This window comes from Pseudactinotalea suaedae (assembly GCF_009733815.1).
GTDB lineage: Bacteria > Actinomycetota > Actinomycetes > Actinomycetales > Beutenbergiaceae > Pseudactinotalea > Pseudactinotalea suaedae.
Map to the genome: position 1 here is coordinate 242823 of NZ_WNXY01000003.1, position 18503 is coordinate 261325.

Annotated in this window: 18 protein-coding genes; 9 read left to right on the forward strand and 9 right to left on the reverse strand. The window is 72.2% G+C overall.

Annotated features, from left to right (window positions below):
- Nucleotides 1-25: 25 nt before the first annotated feature.
- Complete coding sequence (locus tag GPA04_RS06670; RefSeq protein WP_241680664.1) at nucleotides 26-637, reverse strand: TetR/AcrR family transcriptional regulator; 612 nt, start codon at nucleotides 635-637, stop codon at nucleotides 26-28.
- Between the two features lie 81 nt (nucleotides 638-718).
- Between GPA04_RS06670 and GPA04_RS06675 the strand changes: the two genes are divergently transcribed.
- Complete coding sequence (locus tag GPA04_RS06675) at nucleotides 719-2182, forward strand: DHA2 family efflux MFS transporter permease subunit (RefSeq protein ID WP_156223296.1); 1464 nt, start codon at nucleotides 719-721, stop codon at nucleotides 2180-2182.
- A 264-nt stretch (nucleotides 2183-2446) separates the two neighbouring features.
- Here GPA04_RS06675 and GPA04_RS06680 read toward each other — a convergent pair whose 3' ends face one another.
- From GPA04_RS06680 to GPA04_RS06690, 3 genes are all read right to left on the reverse strand, one after another.
- Nucleotides 2447-3589, reverse strand: a complete 1143-nt coding sequence (locus GPA04_RS06680) for a pyridoxal phosphate-dependent aminotransferase (protein ID WP_156223515.1) — start codon at nucleotides 3587-3589, stop codon at nucleotides 2447-2449.
- A gap of 115 nt (nucleotides 3590-3704) precedes the next feature.
- The gene (locus tag GPA04_RS06685; RefSeq protein ID WP_156223297.1) at nucleotides 3705-5789 is read right to left on the reverse strand and encodes an acyl-CoA dehydrogenase family protein; all 2085 of its coding nucleotides are present in this window, start codon (nucleotides 5787-5789) and stop codon (nucleotides 3705-3707) included.
- A complete protein-coding gene (locus tag GPA04_RS06690) occupies nucleotides 5786-6448 on the reverse strand; it encodes a TetR/AcrR family transcriptional regulator (protein WP_241680646.1) in 663 nt (220 codons plus the stop codon). Before GPA04_RS06690 ends, GPA04_RS06685 begins: the two co-directional genes overlap by 4 nt.
- An 86-nt stretch (nucleotides 6449-6534) precedes the next feature.
- Here GPA04_RS06690 and GPA04_RS06695 point away from each other — a divergent pair, with 86 nt between their 5' ends.
- The 6 genes from GPA04_RS06695 to GPA04_RS06720 all read left to right on the forward strand — a co-directional run bounded on the left by GPA04_RS06695 (nucleotide 6535) and on the right by GPA04_RS06720 (nucleotide 12228).
- The gene (locus GPA04_RS06695) at nucleotides 6535-7887 is read left to right on the forward strand and encodes an acetyl-CoA C-acetyltransferase (RefSeq protein ID WP_156223298.1); all 1353 of its coding nucleotides are present in this window, start codon (nucleotides 6535-6537) and stop codon (nucleotides 7885-7887) included.
- On the forward strand, nucleotides 7887-9239 hold the full coding sequence (locus tag GPA04_RS06700) for a 3-oxoacyl-ACP reductase (protein ID WP_156223299.1): 1353 nt from the start codon (nucleotides 7887-7889) through the stop codon (nucleotides 9237-9239). The genes GPA04_RS06695 and GPA04_RS06700 overlap by 1 nt, the downstream gene beginning before the upstream one ends.
- The gene (locus tag GPA04_RS06705; protein WP_156223300.1) at nucleotides 9239-10150 is read left to right on the forward strand and encodes a MaoC/PaaZ C-terminal domain-containing protein; all 912 of its coding nucleotides are present in this window, start codon (nucleotides 9239-9241) and stop codon (nucleotides 10148-10150) included. Before GPA04_RS06700 ends, GPA04_RS06705 begins: the two co-directional genes overlap by 1 nt.
- Before the next feature lie 166 nt (nucleotides 10151-10316).
- Nucleotides 10317-10877, forward strand: coding sequence for a HEAT repeat domain-containing protein (locus GPA04_RS06710; protein WP_162458537.1), 561 nt, complete (start codon nucleotides 10317-10319; stop codon nucleotides 10875-10877).
- An 80-nt stretch (nucleotides 10878-10957) separates the two neighbouring features.
- Nucleotides 10958-11881, forward strand: a complete 924-nt coding sequence (locus GPA04_RS20980; RefSeq protein WP_162458538.1) for an SRPBCC domain-containing protein — start codon at nucleotides 10958-10960, stop codon at nucleotides 11879-11881.
- Nucleotides 11878-12228 (forward strand): ArsR/SmtB family transcription factor, encoded by a 351-nt coding sequence (locus GPA04_RS06720; protein WP_156223302.1) that lies wholly within the window; start codon nucleotides 11878-11880, stop codon nucleotides 12226-12228. The genes GPA04_RS20980 and GPA04_RS06720 overlap by 4 nt, the downstream gene beginning before the upstream one ends.
- 16 nt (nucleotides 12229-12244) lie before the next feature.
- Here GPA04_RS06720 and rnhA read toward each other — a convergent pair whose 3' ends face one another.
- The 5 genes from rnhA to GPA04_RS06745 all read right to left on the reverse strand — a co-directional run bounded on the left by rnhA (nucleotide 12245) and on the right by GPA04_RS06745 (nucleotide 15666).
- Complete coding sequence (gene rnhA / locus GPA04_RS06725) at nucleotides 12245-12715, reverse strand: ribonuclease HI (RefSeq protein WP_436277905.1); 471 nt, start codon at nucleotides 12713-12715, stop codon at nucleotides 12245-12247.
- A complete protein-coding gene (gene purQ / locus GPA04_RS06730; protein WP_156223303.1) occupies nucleotides 12712-13392 on the reverse strand; it encodes a phosphoribosylformylglycinamidine synthase subunit PurQ in 681 nt (226 codons plus the stop codon). Before purQ ends, rnhA begins: the two co-directional genes overlap by 4 nt.
- The gene (gene purS, locus GPA04_RS06735; RefSeq protein WP_156223304.1) at nucleotides 13389-13646 is read right to left on the reverse strand and encodes a phosphoribosylformylglycinamidine synthase subunit PurS; all 258 of its coding nucleotides are present in this window, start codon (nucleotides 13644-13646) and stop codon (nucleotides 13389-13391) included. Before purS ends, purQ begins: the two co-directional genes overlap by 4 nt.
- A 41-nt stretch (nucleotides 13647-13687) precedes the next feature.
- The gene (locus GPA04_RS06740; protein WP_162458539.1) at nucleotides 13688-14731 is read right to left on the reverse strand and encodes a LacI family DNA-binding transcriptional regulator; all 1044 of its coding nucleotides are present in this window, start codon (nucleotides 14729-14731) and stop codon (nucleotides 13688-13690) included.
- A 62-nt stretch (nucleotides 14732-14793) separates the two neighbouring features.
- Nucleotides 14794-15666, reverse strand: coding sequence for a phosphoribosylaminoimidazolesuccinocarboxamide synthase (locus GPA04_RS06745; RefSeq protein ID WP_156223306.1), 873 nt, complete (start codon nucleotides 15664-15666; stop codon nucleotides 14794-14796).
- Between the two features lie 136 nt (nucleotides 15667-15802).
- Here GPA04_RS06745 and GPA04_RS06750 point away from each other — a divergent pair, with 136 nt between their 5' ends.
- Nucleotides 15803-16906, forward strand: coding sequence for a TNT domain-containing protein (locus GPA04_RS06750; protein ID WP_156223307.1), 1104 nt, complete (start codon nucleotides 15803-15805; stop codon nucleotides 16904-16906).
- 25 nt (nucleotides 16907-16931) lie between these two features.
- The gene (locus GPA04_RS06755) at nucleotides 16932-18365 is read left to right on the forward strand and encodes an ATP-binding protein (protein WP_156223308.1); all 1434 of its coding nucleotides are present in this window, start codon (nucleotides 16932-16934) and stop codon (nucleotides 18363-18365) included.
- Nucleotides 18366-18503: the final 138 nt, after the last annotated feature.

The window sequence follows — 18503 nt, forward strand, 5'->3', positions numbered from 1 at the left end:
GTCAGGCTACCCAGACCGGCACCGGTCAGCCGCGCTCGTCCGCGAGGGCCCGCACGATGCCGGCCTTCTGCGGCATCGCGGTGGTGATCATCTCGCTGACGTCCGGATCGTCCCAGTCGGCGGCGAGCCGCAGACCGACGAGGGTGTTGATCAGCATGCCTCGGTCGAGGATCCCGACGACCTCCTCCGACGTGAGGCCGATCTCGTCGCGCAGGCAGCGGTACACGCGCATCCAGCCGGCGCGCGCCACCGGACCGATCTCGGGATCGGCTCCGAGCATGAAGGCCTGCATGAGGCTCAGCAGGATCCCCCGGTCCCGCAGCAGGTCCACGTAGTTCCGCCCGATGCAGAGCGCGAGCTCGGTCTCCGGATCGGTGGCGCGCTCCTCCTCGAAGGCCGCGGCCGCGTCGCGGAACATGGCGAGCAGGCGGTCGAGCGAACGCGTCAGCACCGCCTCGAACAACGCCGCCTTGGAACCGAACATGCGCACGACGTAGGGCTGGCTGACGTCCGCCTCGCGTGCGACGGCGTCGGTGGTCGCGCCCACGTAGCCGCGCTCCCCGAACACCTTCGCGGCCGCCTCCAGGATCAGCTCGCGACGCTCGGTCGCGGGCATCCTGCGCGCCGGTGGTGACATCACGGTTGACAGGTTATCACTTGATTACTTACGCTTCCGAGAGCAAGTAATCATTCGATAACCACTCCGAACGGAACCTCCATGTCAGTCGAGCTCGCCGGGCGCCGCCCGGCCTTCCCGCTCGTGATCCTCGCGACCGGCATCCCGATGTTCATGGCGACGCTCGACAACCTCGTCATGACCAACGCCCTCCCCGTCATCCACGTGGACATGGGCGCCACCGTCGAGGAGCTGCAGTGGTTCATCAACGCCTACACGCTCGCCTTCGCCGGCGTCATCCTGCTCGCCGTCGCGCTCGGTGACCGCCTGGGCCGCCGCAACGTCTTCATCACGGGGATCGTCCTCTTCACGCTGGCCTCGGTCGCTGCCGCGCTGAGCACCGACCCGACCCAGCTGATCATCGCCCGGGCGGTGCAGGGCGTGGGCGGCGCGGGCATCATGCCGCTGTCGTTGTCGTTGCTGGCCGGCGCCGTGGACGAGCGGCGTCGACCGCTGGCCATCGGCATCTGGGGAGGTGTCGCCGGACTCGGGGTCGCGGCCGGACCACTGGTCGGAGGTGCCGTCGTCGAGGGGTGGGACTGGCACGCGATCTTCTGGCTCAACGTGCCCGTCGGGCTGATCGCCGTCCCGCTCGCGCTGCTCGTGCTACCGGCCGGGACCCGGTCGCGGCTCCCGATCGACGTGGTGGGCATGCTGCTCGCCGGTGTGGGGGTCCTCGGTGTCGTCTACGGGATCGTGCGCGGCAACGACGCGGGCTGGGGCTCGGCGGAGGTGATCGGAGCGCTGGTGCTCGGCACCGCGCTGATCGTCGCGTTCATCCGCTGGGAGCATCGCCATCCCGCGCCGCTGCTGCCGCTGCGGCTGTTCCGTGATCGCAGCTTCGCGATCGCGAACGTCGTCGGTCTCGGCTTCAGCTTCGGCATCTTCGGCGCGGTCTTCATCCTCATCCAGTACCTGCAGGTGGTGCAGGGCGCCTCCCCGCTGGAGGCGGCCGTGCAGACGATGCCCTGGACGATGGCTCCCATGGTGGTCGCGCCGCTCGCCGGGCTGATCGCGCCCCGGGTCGGTACCCGGCTGCTCATCGTCACCGGGCTCACGCTGCAGGCCGGAGCGCTCGGCTGGCTCGGGCTCACCCTGGCGACCGAGACCCCGTACGGTGAGATGCTGCCCGCATTCCTCGCCGCGGGGATCGGCATGAGCCTGGTGTTCGCACCCTCCTCGACGGCGGTGCTCGCCACCATCACCGAGGCCGACACCGCGAAGGCGTCGGGGACCAACTCGACCATGCGGGAGGTCGGCACCGCCCTCGGCATCGCGGTGCTGACCGCGGTCTTCACCGGTGCCGGCGGCGAGCTGACGCCCACGGGCTACGTCGCGGCCGCCCAGCCCGCCGTCCTCGTCGGCGCCGTCGCGCTCACGCTCACAGCCGCCGCAGCGCTACTGCTCCCCGCCGGCCGCAGCCGCACGCGGACCGCCCCTGCGCCCCTGACGGCGACACCCCCGCACGACCGCGACCCCGACCAGATCTCGGCCCTCACCCCCTGACCGATTTCAACGCACTTTCGACCCAGCCCCGATTTCACCGCACTTTCCGCACCGACCAGGTTTCAACGCACTTTCCGCACCGACCAGGGTTCAACGCACTCACCGCGACGGCCGGGTATCACCGCATCCCGACCCGGAGTTCGGTGCATCAGTCCCCGGGCCGGAAGTGCGGTGAAATCGGACTCGGGGCGAAAGTGCGTTGAAATCGAGTCCTGCCGAAAGTGCGTTGAAATCGGGGCTGGGTCGAAAGTGCGTTGAAATCGGTCAGGGATGGGCGGCCTGGAAGGTGGCGATCCGGTCGAAGGCCTCGGTGACGGCAGGTGCGCCGGCGGCGAACGAGAGCCGGACGTACCGGCCGCCGTCGACACCGTCGAAGTCGACCCCCGGCACCAGCGCGACACCCTGCTGCTCGAGCAACGCCTGGCACCACGTGGCCGAGTCCGGGTAGGTCCCGAGCGGGACGCCCGCGTACAGGTAGAACGCGCCGTCGGCCGGCGCGACCGGTCCCCACCCCAGGCGGGCTGCGCCGTCGAGAGCGAGCGCTCGCGTGCGGGCGAGGTCGGCCAGCCGCGCGTCGGCCTCGGCGTAGGACTCCGGCTCGAACGCGGCGAGCGCCGCGTGCTGAGCGGGAACCGGCGGGCACAGCGCCAGGTTGCCCGCGAGCGCGTCCACGGCGTCGCGCAGGTCCGCAGGGATCAGCGCCCAGCCGAGACGCCAGCCCGTCATGCCCCAGTACTTCGAGAACGAGGACACCACCACGGAGCTCGCGGCCGCCTCGAGCTCCCATGCGCACGTGCCGCGTGGGTCGGGCATGCCGGGCTCGGGATAGGTGAGGCCGTGGTAGATCTCGTCGGAGACCAGCCGGGTACGGTGCGCGGCGCACCACGCGGCGATCTCGGCGAGCTCGGCGCGCGAGGTCATCGACCCGGTCGGGTTGGCCGGCGAGGCGAGCACGAGACCCGCGAGCGGACCTGCCTGGTCCAGCAGCGCCGTCGTCGGCTGAAATCCGCTCTCGGGACCGACCGCGATCTCGACGACCTCGCACCCGAGCGCCGCCAGGATGTTCCGGTACGCCGGATAGCCGGGCCGCGTCAGCGCGACCCGGTCGCCGTGCTCGAACGCCGCGAGGAACGCCAGCAGGAAGGCACCCGAGGAGCCGGTGGTGACGGCGACGGCGTCCGGCTCGAGCTCGAGGTCGTACCAGCGCCGGTAGTGGCCGGCGATCGCACGCCGCAGCGGCTCGACCCCCACCGCGGGGCTGTAGCCGAACGGCGCCGCGTGCTGGTGCAGCTCAGCCGCCCGGGTGTGCACGAGCGCGGGCGCTCCCCCGGCGGGCTCGCCCGCGCACAGCGAGATCACGTCCCTCCCGGCGGCGCGCATGCGCTCGACGGCGGCGAGCACCGTCATCACCTGGAACGGCGGTACCTGCGACCGGCGCGAGGCCGTCACGACTGCGCACCCGCGGCCCGCTCGGTGCACCACGCCACCTGAGGTCGCATGGCTTCAGGCTAGTGCCGCCGCGTCAGCGGGCCTTGGCCGCCTTCTTCTCCGCGTCGCGGAGCGCCTTCTCGCTGATCGCTTCCTGCCCGCTCGCCCGCAGGCGCCGGTAGTAGTCACGCGCCTCGTCCTGACGCTGCGCCTCGACACCGGTCCCGATCGTCGCCCCGACGTGCTCCGGTGAGTACCCGAAGGACTCGACGAGGTCGAGCGCGTACGGGCGCAGCCGCGCGAGCAGCCGGTTGATGTAGGAGGTCACGGTGCGGGCGCGCTGGCTGGAGATCCGTCCGTTGATGAGGTACCACGCGAGGTTCCGCTCGATCGTGACCAGCCCGAACAGGTCGCGCAGCCAGGTGAGGACCTTCCTGGTCTCGGCGTCCTTGATCGTCGCGAGCGCCTCGGTGAAGGCCTCCCACTGCAACAGGTCGGCGTGCGCGCGGGCGGCCTCGATCAGGTCGTTCTGGTGGTCGTTGAACAGCGCGGCGGCGACCTCGGGGGCGGCGGTGCGCGCCGGGCGCAACCCGTCGGCGATCTCCTCGACCATCGTCTCCACGCGCTCCTCGAGCAGCTCCCGCTGCACGGCGGGGTCGCGGATCTCGAGCGCGGAACGCGCAGCCGAGCCGAAGTCGGAGATCGACTGCGCCGCACGGCGCAACGGGGTGCGGTGCAGCGTCATGTCGGCGGCTCGGTCGGCCACGTAGCGCACGGTGCCGGCGACGTTCATGCGGGCGATCGAGCGGCCGTAGTCGGTCAGCAGCCGCTTCCCGACCAGCTGCAGCAGCACGGTGTTGTCACCTTCGAACGTGGCGTACACGTCCAGGTCGGAGTGCCACCCGGTGAACTTGTTCTCCGCCATGTATCCGGCGCCGCCGCAGGCCTCGCGGCACTGCTGCACGGTCTCCAGGCACAGCCAGCTGGTCATCGGCTTGCTCGCCGCGGCGAGGGTCTCGAGGTCCTCGCGGTCGGCGTCGGTGTCGAACTCGCCGGAGAACACCTCGTGGAACCGCTGCAGCAGGTGGTTGTGCATGAACTGCGCCGCGTAGGTCCGAGCGATCAGCGGCAGCAGCCGCCGCTGGTGCCGCTGGTAGTCGAGCAGCACCATCTCGGTGTGCGGGTCGGCAGCCGTGAACTGGCGGCGCTCGTTGCCGTACCGCACAGCGGTGGCCAGCGCCATCTTCGAGACGGCGTTCGCGGCACCGGACAGCGACACCCGGCCCTGCACCAGCGTGCCGAGCATCGTGAAGAACCGGCGCCCGGGGCTGTCGATCGGGGAGCTGTAGGTCCCGTCGGCGGCGACGTCGCCGTACCGGTTGAGCAGGTTCAGCCGCGGCACCCGCACGTGGTCGAACGCGAGCCTGCCGTTGTCGATGCCGTTGAGCCCACCCTTGAGGCCGTCGTCCTCGCTCGAGACGCCGGGCAGCAGCGCGGCGGCACGACCATCCGGCCCGACCTCACGGATCGGGGTGTAGAAGGCGTGCACGCCGTGGTTGACGCCCTGGGTGATCAGCTGCGCGAACACGACGGCGGCGGTGCCATCCTTCGCGGCGTTGCCCAGGTAGTCCTTCCACGCGGCGCGGAACGGGGTGTGGAGCACGAACTCCTCGGTCGCGGGGTCGTACGTCGCGGTGGTGCCGATCGCGGCCACGTCGGAGCCGTGTCCGATCTCGGTCATCGCGAAGGCGCCGGGCGTGGTCAGGTCCAGCGCGCCGGGCAGGAGCTCGTCGTGGTGCCGCTCGGTGCCCAGGTGCAGGATCGCCGAGGCGAACAGACCCCACTGCACGCCCGCCTTGATCTGCAGCGAGGGGTCGGCGACGACGAGCTCCTCGAACCGCGCGAGGCTGCCGCCCGGGTCGTCCTGGCCGCCGAGCCGCTCGGGGAAGGCGCGCTGCACGGCGTGACGCCGGACCAGCTCGTGCATCTGCTCGAGCACGCGTTCACGGTGCTCGGGGTAGGTGAGCCCCGGGACCCGGCGCAGCTCAGGTTCCAGGCAGAGGTCGCGACTCTCACGACGCAGGTCGGCCCAGCGGCCGTCGAGCGCCGCGTTCACGGCGGCCCGGTCGACCGTGAGGCCCTCGGTTCCGGTCTCGGGCGAGGTCAGGGTGGCGCTCATGATTTCTCTCCTGTGCTTCTGATCCGTGAGGTCGCGCTGGCACCACGCCAGAGCCAGCCGGCCAGCAGGTCGACCATCTCTGTGGCACCGAGTCGTTGTGAGGGTTCGAGGTCGAGCCAGCTCTCGCCGGCGCCGCGGACGAAACCGACCATCCCGTCGGCCCACAGCCGCGACAGGTGCCCCTCGGGATCCGCCTCGCCGAGGAGCTCGGCGAGCGGTGCCGACACGGCGCGTGCGACCGTGTCGAGGAAGGTCGACATCGTGGCGCCGTTGGGCTGCGCGGTGACGAACCGGTAGACGTTGGGCGAGTGCGTGAGCGTGCTGACGTAGACCTCGACCATCGCTCGCATGCGCTGCTGGGCCGGACCCTCGGCGCGCGAGGCCTCCTCGAGCGCGTCGGCGATCTCGTCGAGCACGTCCTGCCCGACGGCGGCCTGCAAGCCCGACTTGTCGGTGAAGTACCGGTACACGATCGACTTGCTCGTGCCCATCGCTGCGGCCATCTCGTCCATCGACAGGTCCGGGCCGCGGCGGTGCACGGCCTTGCGCGCGGCACGGCTGAGCTCGGCGCGCCGCTGCTCGCGGTGCGCCTCCCAGCGGGTGGAGCGGCCGTCGGCCGCCTCCGCGCGTTCGAGATCTTCCGACGTGATCGAGGTCACGGACCGAGAGTATCAGGTACTCTAGGTTCTAGACAGTTCCGCCGACGGCACCGTCGGCGAGGTCCACAGCCAACGAGCGAGGTTCGATGAGCACGACCAGCACGACGACACAGTCCAGCCAGGCACCGGCGAGCCCTCCCACCCAGACGCGACGCGCCGCCGTCGTCGGGGCGAACCGGATCCCGTTCGGCAAGGCGGGTGGCGCCTACTCCTCGGCCTCGAACCTCGACATGCTGACGGCGGCCCTGTCGGGTCTCGTGGCGCGGTACGGGCTGGCCGGCGAACGGCTGGGTGAGGTCACCGCGGGCGCCGTGCTCAAGCACTCCCGCGACTTCAACCTCACCCGTGAGGCCGTGCTGGGGGCGAGCCTGTCGCCGCAGACACCGGCCTCCGACGTGCAGCGCGCGTGCGCCACCAGCCTCGAGGCCACCTGGGACATCGCGAACAAGATCGCGCTCGGCCAGATCGAGTCGGGCATCGCCGGCGGCGCCGACTCCACCTCGGACGCCCCGATCGTGGTGACCGACCGGCTGCGCCGCACGCTGCTCAAGCTGGCGCGAGCCAAGACCCTGCCGCAGCGCCTGCAGCTGCTCGCCGGGCTGCGCCCCGGCGACCTCGCCCCGGTGGCGCCCGACGTCGCCGAGCCCCGCACCGGCCTCTCGATGGGCGAGCACCAGGCGCTCACCACCCGCGAGTGGGGCATCGCACGGCAGGCGCAGGACGACATCGCACTCGCGTCGCACCACCATCTCGCCGCCGCCTACGAGCGCGGCTTCTTCGACGACCTGATCACGCCCTACCGCGGCCTGACCCGGGACGAGGCGCTGCGCGCGGACACCTCCGCCGAGAAGCTCGCGAAGCTCAAGCCGGTGTTCGGGCGCAACGGCGAGAACCCCAGCATGACGGCGGGCAACTCGACGCCGCTCTCCGACGGCGCCGCCACCGTGCTGCTCGCCTCCGACGCCTGGGCCGCCGAGCGCGGGCTGCCGGTGCTGGCGCACGTCGTCGACGCCGAGGCCGCCGCTGTCGACTTCGTCCGCGGCGAGGACGGCCTGCTGATGGCCGGCGCCTACGCCGTGCCACGACTGCTGCACCGCACCGGTCTGACGCTCGACGACTTCGCGTTCATCGAGATCCACGAGGCGTTCGCCTCGACCGTGCTCACCACCACGGCCGCGTGGGCCGACGAGGACTGGTCCCAGCGCAAGCTCGGGATGCCCGCGATCGGCGAGATCGACCGCAGCCGGCTCAACGTCGTCGGGTCCTCGCTCGCGGCGGGCCACCCGTTCGCCGCCACCGGCGCCCGCATCGTCGGCACGCTCGCCAAGCTGCTCGCCGAGCGCAAGGCCGCCGACGGCGGCGAGACACCGGTCCGTGGGCTGATCTCCGTCTGCGCCGCAGGCGGTCAGGCCGTCGCGATGATCCTCGAGGCCGCCTGATGGCCACCGACACCTACCTCGAGCTGGTCAACACCGGCGTCACGAAGCAGATCGCCAAGAAGCTGGGGCTGCCGCGACCGGCCCAGCTGCGCCGCACCGACCCCCGCCGCGTCGACAGCCCGCTCGCCACCGGACCCGTGGTCGTGCTCGGCGAGGGGCACGACGCCGACACGCTCGCCACCGCCCTGCTCGACTGGGACGTGGACGTGCGACGGCACGTCACGATCGGCACCAAGGTGGGGGCCATCGTCGTCGTGCTCACCGACATCGTGGACCCGACGCAGGCGAGCCAGCGCGTGCTCGCGACCGCCGGGATGCTGCGCGACCTGCTCCCCAGCGGCCGCGTCATCACGGTGTCCCGGGCCGCGACCGATGAGGACGCCCCGGCCGTGGCCGCCGCCCGCGCCGGTGTCGACGGGTTCGTGCGGTCCCTCGGCAAGGAGCTGCGCGCGGGAGCGACGGCGAACGGGGTGGTCCTGACCGACGGCGCCGACGTCGCCGGCGTGAGCGCGCTCGGCACGCTCCGGTTCTGCCTCTCGGCGCGCAGCGCCTACGTCGACGGGCAGCTGCTCGCCGTGCGCGACGGCGGCCAGGCGCCCTCGGACTGGACGCGTCCGCTCGAGGGTCGCGTCGCCGTCGTCACCGGCGCGGCGCGCGGCATCGGTGCGGAGATCGCGCGCGTGCTGACACGCGACGGCGCCAGGGTGCTCGGCGTCGACATGCCCGCGTCGGGCGAGTCGCTCAGTGCGGTGATGAACCAGGTGTCGGGCGTCGCCCTGCAGCTCGACATCACCGCCGAGGGGGCAGCGGAGGCGATCCTCCGCCTCGCGCGCTCCCGCTTCGGTCGCCTCGACATCGTGGTCCACAACGCCGGCATCGTGCGCGACAAGCTGCTCGCCAACATGACGCCCGACAAGTGGGACGCGGTGATCGCCGTCAACATCGCGGCGCAGCTGAGCATGAACGAGACCTTCATGGCGGCCGACGACCTCGCGCCCGACGGGCTCCGACTGGTCTCGCTCGCATCCACCTCCGGCATCGCGGGCAACCGTGGCCAGAGCAACTACGCGTTCTCGAAGGCGGGGGTGATCGGGGCGACCCGTTCGCTCGGCCGGACGCTGGCCACGACCGGTGGCACGGCCAACGCCGTCGCCCCGGGCTTCATCGAGACCGACATGACCGCCACGATGCCGCCGCTGACGCGGCAGGTCGCGCGGCGCCTCAGCTCGCTGCAGCAGGGCGGGCTCCCGGTCGACGTGGCCGAGGCGATCGCCTTCCTCGCCTCGCCGCAGGCCGGCGGGGTCAACGGAGAGGTGCTGCGGGTGTGCGGCCAGAACATGGTGGGTCGCTGATGGCTGAGCACACCGAGCTGCGCGAGGTGCACCTCGACCGGGTGCCCTCGCTCGGGTCGCTCTACGCCCAGGCCCTGGGGAGGATGGCCCAGACCGTGATGGCCGGGCGGCCACCGACCACGCTCCCCGCGGTGCGCTACGCCGCCGACGGCGTCCGAGCCGACGCCGACCAGCTGGCCGGTTACCAGCAGCTGCTGGGCGAGCCCGGCACCGATGCGCTGCCGGCCGGATACGTGCACGTGATGGCCTTCCCGGTCGCGGTGGCCGTGATGGCTCGCGTCGACTTCCCGCTGCCGCTGCTGGGGATGGTGCACCTGGCGAACGTGGTGGAGCAGCGCGCACCGATCCACCTCGGCGAGACGGTCGACGTGCGTGCCTGGGCCGAGAACCTGCGCCCGCACCGGGTGGGCACGCAGGTCGATCTCGTCACCGAGGTGAGCCGGGACGGCGAGGTCCGCTGGCGCGGTGTGAGCACCTACCTCGCCAAGGGCAGGAAGCTCGCGGGCGCGGACGCCACCCAGGGCACCGAGGGCTCCGAGCACACCGAGCGCTCCGAGGTGGCCCTGCCGCCGGTCGCGGGCCGGTGGAAGCTGGGGGCCGACATCGGGCGCCGCTACGCGGCGGTCTCGGGTGACCGGAACCCGATCCATCTGTCCGGCCTCTCGGCGAAGCTGTTCGGCTTCCCCCGCGCGATCGCGCACGGCATGTACACCGCCTCGCGCGCGCTCGCCACGGTGGGTGTCGCACGCGGGGAGGCGTTCCGGTGGAGCGTGGAGTTCGGCAAGCCCGTGCTGCTCCCCGGGGCGGTGACGTTCGGGCTCGCCCCTGCCGCCGGCGGCGGCCACCGCTATGCCGGCTGGGACGCGAAGAGCGGCAAGACCTACTTCTCGGGTTCGATCACCCCCCTCTGACATCGCGGCGACCCCGCTTCCCGCGCCGATCCCGCTGACCCCCGAACCCCACACCGATCTCCCGCCCCTCGCCCCCACACACCCGGAAAGCGCTCTGGGGTCGCCCGGGTCCACCGGCTGGACCCAGATGACCCCGCACAGCGCTCGCGCCGGGCACCATGGCGGGATGACGACGGCGCGTGGCCACCCACGAGAGTGGGTCGCCGACGCGTGCGCCCGCCACGGCGAGGAAGCCGTGCTCGCGTGGTGCGCGGAGCTGCTCGGTGGGGCAGCGCCCGAGAGTCGCGACCTCGACGTCCACCTGGACCTCGACCTGATCGGCGGCCCAGGCGCCACGCGCATGGTGCGCGACTCGGGGGCGGAGTACTTCCCGCGCGTCTGGGCAGCCCGCGCGATGCGGTACGCCTGGCGCGAGAGCGGACCGGCCGGCGCAGCGGCGCAGGCAGCGCTGGTCGTCGGGCTGCGCGATCCCCACTGGCGCGTGCGCGAGATGTCCGCGAAGGTCGTGGCGCTGCACGAGGTCGGTGCGGCGGCCGACGCGCTGGCCCCGCTCCTGAGCGACGAGGTGCCGCGCGTGCAGGCGGCAGCCGCGAGGGCGATCGGCGAGATCGGCGAGCACGAGCACCTGGCCGCCGTCGATGCGGCGGTCACCGATCCCGACGGCATGGTCGCCCGCGCGGCCGAGCGGGCGCTCGACCGACTGCGCGAGCGGCTCGACCTGACATAGCACATGCAACATCCGGGTTGCACTTCACACGAAGCGGCGTTACCGTTACTGCAACCTACTAGTTGCACCTGGAGGACATCATGACCGCAGCAGAGATCGACGTCGACACCAGCACGGTCCACCGCACGATCCGCATCGACGCCCCGCGCCCGCTGGTCTGGGCGACGCTGACCTCGCCCGAGCAGATCGCGCAGTGGTTCGGCGACCGCGCCGAGTTCCCCGACGGCGTGCATGCCGGCGCGCAGGGCTTGTTCGGGTGGTCCGGGCACGGCGACCACCCCGCCCGCATCGAGATCTACGAGCCGCACGCGCGGTTCGCCTTCACCTGGGGCAGGCCGGGAGAGCCGATCCGCGAGGACAACTCCACCACCGCCGTCTTCACCCTCGACGAGGAGGGCGAGGCCACCGTGCTGACCGTGGTCGAGTCCGGTTTCGACACCCTCACCACCGACGACCTCAAGCGCCGTGCGGCCCTCGAGGACAACGCGCAGGGGTGGACCAGCGAGCTCGACGAGCTCACCGCCTACGTGACCTCGCTGCGCGAGGGTCGCTCCGCCGTCGCCGATCTCGAGACCGGCACCATCACGCGCACGGTCCTCGTGGCGGCGGACCAGGGCGCGACCTGGACCGCGCTCACCACCCTGGCCGCGATCGAGGCCTGGTGGGGGCACCCGGCCACCTTCGCCGACGGCGTCCGGCCCGGTTCCCTCGGCACGTTCGAGTGGGCGGGGCACGGGTTGTTCCCGGTGGTCATCGACGTGGTCGAGGAGCCCGGTCGGTTCGCGCTCACCTGGGGCGAGCTGGGCGAGACGACTCCGGGTGCGACCGCCACGCACGTGACCTTCGCGCTGACCGCGGTGGGCGAGCAGACGCTCCTGACCGTCGTCGAGACCGGCTTCGAGAACCGCGTGGCTGCGGCTCGACGCGAGGCGATGGAGGGCAACGTCGACGGCTGGAACGCCGTGCTGGACTCGTTCACCCGGTTCGCCGAGGCGCGGCGATGACGACCCCGGTCGACCTCGAGGACCTGGCGGAGATCACCGACATGTGCGGCGCCCTGTCCGACCAGACCCGCTGGGAGATCCTGCGGCTGATCGGGGTGGAGGCGCTCTCGGCCAGCGAGCTGGCGCAGCGGTTGCCGATCACGAGACAGGCGATCGCGCGCCACCTCGGCGTGCTCGCCGAGGCCGGCCTGGTCGAGACCGAGCACGCCGGACGCCAGCTCCGCTACCGGGCCCTCGGTGGCCGGCTCAGCGAGCTGGCCCGCCATCTCGAGACCATCGGTCGTGGCTGGGACCGTCGCCTCGAGCGGATCAGGTCGATCGCCGAGGAGCAGGCCTCGCGCGACTGACGAGGTCCCGTCGGAGTCAGCGGACGGTGTCGACGCCGAGGTTGGCGAGCTGGTCGGCGCGCTCGTTCCCGGGGTCGCCGGCGTGGCCCTTCACCCAGATCCAGGTCACGTCGTGCCGCTCGACCTGCACCGCGAGCTCGCGCCACAGCTCGGCGTTCTTTACCGGTTTCTTGTCGGCGGTGCGCCAGCCGTTGCGGATCCAGCCGTGGATCCACTTCTGCATGCCGTTCATGACGTACGCCGAGTCGACGTGGAGCCGGACCGTGCACGGGCGGGTCAGCGCCCGCAGCCCCTCGATCACCGCCTGCAGCTCCATGCGGTTGTTGGTGGTGGTCGGGTCACCGCCGTGGAGCTCCTTCTCGACGCCGTCCCACCGGATCAGCACGCCCCAGCCGCCTGGTCCGGGGTTGCCCTTGCACGCCCCGTCGGTCCACATCTCGACGAGGTCGACCCCGTCGACGAGATCCGCTGCGACCGTTCCGGTCACGCGGTCGCGAGGGTGGCGGAGATCGCCGAGGCGAAGAACGTCAGTCCGTCGACGCCGGGGCCGAAACCCGGCTCGATCGCGTGCTCGGGGTGCGGCATCAGGCCCACGACGTTGCCGCGCGCGTTCGTGATGCCGGCGATGTCCCGGCGGGAGCCGTTGGGGTTGCCGCCGACGTAGCGGAACACCACACGGCCCTCGGCCTCGAGCTCGTCGAGCGTGCGCTCATCGGCGATGAACTGGCCGTCCTGGTTCTTCAGCGGGACGACGATCTCCTGGCCGGCGTCGAACCGATGGGTCCACGCGGTGTCGGCGTTCTCGACGCGGAGCGTCTGGTCCTTGCAGACGAAGTGCAGGTGGTCGTTCTTGATCATGGCGCCGGCGAGCAGGTGCGACTCGCAGAGGATCTGGAAGCCGTTGCAGATGCCCAGCACCGGCAGCCCGCCGTTCGCGGCGTCCACGATGCTGCTCATCATGGGCGCGAAGCGGGAGATCGCGCCGGCGCGCAGATAGTCGCCGTAGGAGAAGCCGCCGGGCAGCACCACGGCATCGACGCCCGCGAGGTCGCCGTCGGCGTGCCACAGCCGCACCGGCTCACCACCGGCGAGCCGGACGGCGCGAGCCGCGTCCCGGTCGTCGAGCGATCCGGGGAAGGTGACGATGCCGACGCGGGCGGTCACGGCTGCGACCCCAGCACGTGCACGGACACCACGTCCTCGATCACCGGGTTGCTGAGGACCTCGGCGGCGGCCTTGCGCGCCTGCTCCAGCACGGCCTCGGTCACCTCGCCCTCGACCTCGAGCTCGAACCGCTTGCCCTGCCGCACCGAGGCGAAGGAGCTGAAGCCCAGCCGCGGCAGCGCACCGGCGACGGCCTTGCCCTGGGGGTCCAGGATCTCGGGCTTCGGCATGACCTCGACGATCACTGTGGTCACTGACGCGCTCCTCGACTGACGTGCACTGGTCAGCCTCCAGCCTATCGGCGCCGGGAGGCCCTCGCGTCCGTCGGGCCTGCCGTCCCGGCCGGGACGGCACGCGTGCTGTCCCGCACCACGAGGGAGGCCTCCGGCATCACGAGGCGCGGGCCGCCGTCGTCGCCGGCGAGCTGCGCGAGCAGCATCGCGCAGACCGCATCGGCGGCCTCCTCGTTGCCCGGCTCGATCGTCGACAGCGAGGGCACGGTGTAGCGACCGCTGGGCAGGTTGTCGAAGCCGATCACGGCGACCTGCTCGGGCACCGCGAGACCGGCGTCGGCCAGCGCACGGAACGCACCGGCCGCCGCGGAGTCCGCCAGCGCGAACACGCCGTCGATGCGGGTCCCGCGGCGCAGCAGCCCGGTCAGCGCCTCGTGCGCGCTCTCGGCGGTGAGGTAGCAGTCGACCACGAGGTCCGGGTCCACGGTCAGCCCGCGTTCCTCGTGCGCGGCGCGGTAGCCCTTGACGCGCAGCTCACCCACCGACTCGCGATCGCCGTCGACGCCGCCCAGGGCGACGATCGCGCGGGAGCCGCCGTCGAGCAGGTGCCCGGTGGCCAGCCTGGCGCCACCGATGTTGTCCATGTACACGTGGTGGTAGCGGCTCTTCATGGCCCGCTCACCCACCAGCACGACCGGCTTGTCGGGCTGTCGCTCGTCGAGGTCGTCGACGTCACCGGAGGCGACCGAGAGCACCACCGCGTCATAGGTGTCCATGTGCGCGGTGGCGAGCACGTCGAGCTCGGCGCGGAGGCGACCGCCCGTGCCCTCGATGGCGAGCCGCAATCCGTGCGCGCGCAGCCGACGGGCGAGCCGGTCGGCGAGGTGCCCGTAGTACTCCGCCTTCAGGTCGGGAACCGCGAGCCCGATGATGCCGGTGCGGCCGCGGCGCAGCGAGCGGGCGGTGGTGTTGACGCGGTAGCCGAGGTCGGCGATCACCTGCAGCACCCGGTCACGGGTGGCGTCGCTCACGCGGGCGGAGCGACCGTTGATCACGTTGGAGACGGTCATGGTCGAGACGCCGGCGGCGCCCGCGACGTCATGCATCGTCGCGCTCCGGCCGCGACCGTTCCGGCCAGGCCGGTCCTCCTCCACCATCGCCGTCCGCCTCAGCCGAACGAACGCCCGGTGAGCCGCTCGTAGGCCTCGACGTAGCGAGCGCGGGTGCGCTCGACCACGGCCTCGGGCAGCGGCGGAGGGGGGACGTCGCTGGACCTGTCCCAGCCCGACGACGCGGAGTCGGTCAGCCAGTCCCGCACGTACTGCTTGTCGAAGCTCGGCTGGGCGTGGCCCGGTTCCCAGGAGTCGGCGGGCCAGTAGCGCGAGGAGTCGGGGGTGAGCACCTCGTCACCGAGAATGATCTCGTCGGTGCCCGGGATGCGCCCGAACTCGAACTTCGTGTCGGCGAGGATGACCCCACGCTCGGCAGCGATCTCCGCGGCGCGGGTGTAGAGCTCGAGCGTGAGGTCACGCAGCCGCGTCGCGACGTCCTCGCCGACCGTTGCTGCGGCCTTCTCGAACGTCACGTTCTCGTCGTGCTCCCCCAGGTCCGCCTTGGTCGCGGGCGTGAAGATCGGCTGCGGGAGCTTCGAGCCGTCGACCAGGCCCTCGGGCAGCGGCACCCCGCAGACCGAGCCGCTCTGCTGGTACTCCACCAAGCCGGAGCCGGTCAGGTAGCCGCGTGCCACGCACTCGAGGGGGAACATCGCCAGCCGGCGGCACACCATCGCCCGGCCCGCCACCGCGGCCGGCACGTCGGTTGAGATCACGTGGTTCGGCACCCCGAGGGTCTCGAACCACCACAGGCTGAGCGCGGTCAGCACCGCACCCTTGTCGGGGATCGGCGTCGAGATCACGTGGTCGTAGGCGCTGATCCGGTCGCTCGCCACCACGAGCACCTCCTCACCGCCCGCCTCGCGCTCGTACAGGTCACGCACCTTGCCTGAGTAGACGTGGGTCCAGCCGGGGAGCTCAGCAGCCATGACCGCATCCTTCCAGGAGCGACCGCACCGGCTCGCCACCTGCGCGGGCCGGACCGGGGTGATCTCGAGCCACCTCGTAGCCCGTGCGTACCCCAAAGCGCTTTCCGGCGGATGTGGGCGGCTAACCTGCGACACCATGGAGCCTGCCGCGCCCACGCCGGACCCCGGTCTGCTGAGCGCGCTCCGCGACGCGCTGCTCGCGGCGGCCGGCGACCCGCCTGCCCGTGTCGAGGCCGAGTGGTCGCAGGCGGGCACGCAGCACAGCGGTCGCGCGTTCCGGGTCACCGAGGCGGGGCCGCAGCGCATCCTGGTGCCCGACGGCGCGGTCGCCGCCTTCGCCGCGCTCCGCAACCAGATGACGGCGCCGGGGGTCGGCGCATGGCTGTCGGCGCGCGCCGCCGTCGCGCCCGAGGGCGACATCGCGTTCGAGCCCAACTACGACGTGCGGCCCTCGTGGAACTCCCCCACGACCTCGATGCTCGACACACCCGACGAGCCCCGCGTGCCCGACGAGCACCGGTGGCTGATCGATCTCAAGAGGCACCCCCGCGACCGGGCACACATCCCCGCCTGGCTCGCACCGGACGCCGTCGAGGGCGAGGCGGCCGCCGAGCTGCGTGCGGCACTGGACGGCTCGGGGGTGGCGAGGGGCGCCGTCGTGCTCCCCGGCGACGACCCCTTGCAGGCCTTCGAGGGCCACCTCGAGGTGGTGCGGTACTCGCCCGCCCACTTCGCGCTGCGCGTGACCGACTACGGCCAGCACCACCTGCTGGGCGAGTACCGCAGCGAGCGGGAGGCGTGCATCGGGGTGTGGCAGTACCTGACCGCACCGATGCCCCCACGCATCCGGGTCACCCAGGCCGAGCTCGCCGCCCGGGCGCAGGGGGCGCAGCGGGCGTTCGCCGAGCTGCACGCACGGCTGCTCAACGTGGGGCTCGGCGGGCTGATCACCAACCTCGCCGTCGGGGTGCCGTACGACCGGTTCGGTGGTCTCGACGGCCTCTACTTCTTCGGCTGGGGCACGCCGTGGGAGCAGCGGTCGCTGCCGCCGACCGCGAACGCGCGCGGAGCCCAGCTCGTGCCGTTCGTCGCCCTTCGGCCGGTCGAGGTGCAGGCGGAGATCGTGGCGCCCTGGTTCGGGCAGCCGGGTGGCGGGATCCGGTTCCACGTCGAGGGCGGCCGGGCGATGCGGGATCTCGTACGTGAGCAGGTCATCGCGCTCGTCGAGGTCGTCGGTTGACCCGCGCGTCGTGTTGGATCGGGGAGTGACCACCGACGACGCCGACCTCACCCGCTTCCTCACCGCCTTCGGTCGGCTCGCGGAGTCGGCGAACCACTACGCGAGCCGGGACCGGCTGGGCGACAAGCAACGCCTCGGCGACCGGCTCGCGGAGCACCTCGGCAGCGACCCCGCGACGATGCCCGTGCTCACCGAGGAGGTCAGCCCATTCCGGTTCGCCGACGTCGACCTGGCGCTCGAGGCCATCCTCGAGGAGGCAGGTGGCGGCGAGCTGATCGGCGTGGGCGGTGGCGAGCAGCGCTGGCACACGAGCCTCTCGGAGATGCTCAACGCCACGTACGTGGACTTCCCGGTCGGGCCCGTCGACTACGAGAAGGTCCCCACCGGACCGGACACCGAGCGGTCGGCCGTCGCCTTCGGGATCTACCTGTTCCGCTGGGAGGACGACGGCGGAGCTCACCCGGTCGCGGTCCTCACCCGCGGCACCCGGGCCCAGTACGGCGCGACACCGCGCCTGGAGGTGCTCGCCGCCGACAGCGGCATCGCCGCCGCGCTGCTGGCGCGCGTCGGCGAGCTGATGAGCTCGCGCAGCGTGCTGCGCGGGCAGATCGTCACGTTCGGCGGATCCGAGTTCGAGGCGACGCTGGGCGTCCCGAGCCAGGGGCAGGTCACCTTCCAGCCCCGCCCGAGCATCCCGGCCGCCGACATCGTGCTGCCCGCCGGCACGCTCACCAAGGTGGAGCGGCACGTGCTGGGCATCGGCGCGCACCGCGAGACGCTCGCGCGCGCCGGACAGCACCTCAAGCGCGGGGTGCTGCTGTACGGGCCTCCCGGAACCGGCAAGACCCTGACCGTGCGGCACCTGCTCGGCATGGCCGAGAACACCACGGTGATCATGCTGACCGGGATGGCGTTGCAGCTGATCTCGCTCGCGACGCAGACCGCGAGGGCGCTGCAGCCCGCGATCGTGGTCCTCGAGGACTGCGACCTGGTCGCCGAGCAGCGCGACCAGTTCCACTCCTCGCCGCTGCTGTTCGAGGTGCTCGACGCCCTCGACGGCCTCGCCGCCGACTCCGACGTGACGTTCCTGCTCACCACCAACCGGGTCGACGTGCTCGAGCCCGCGCTCGCCCAGCGTCCGGGCCGGGTCGACCTCGCCGTCGAGATCCCCCGACCCGACCGCGCCGCGCGACGGCAGCTGCTGACCCTCTACGGGCGAGGCCTCCCCTTCTCCGACACCGTGCTCGACGAGGTCGCCCGCGACTCCGACGGCACCACCGCCTCGTTCGCCAAGGAGCTGGTCAGGCGTGCGGTGCTGCTCGCCGCCGTCGAGGAGCAGGCCCTCGCCGACGACCACCTGCGCGCCGCGCTCGCCGAGATGATGACCGACTCCTCGGCGATCACGCGCGCCCTTCTCGGGGGCGGCGACTGGCCCGACTCCGGCGGCGGTTACGCCTGAGGTGAGCTCCGCCGTCGACGACGACGGGCAGCAGGTTGCAGTTCCGTAACGCTCCCGTATCCCCCACGCCCCTCGTGCCTCGCCTGTAGGTTGCCAACCGGGGGGCCGATCGCGGCCCCTGCACATGTGCGGACCAAG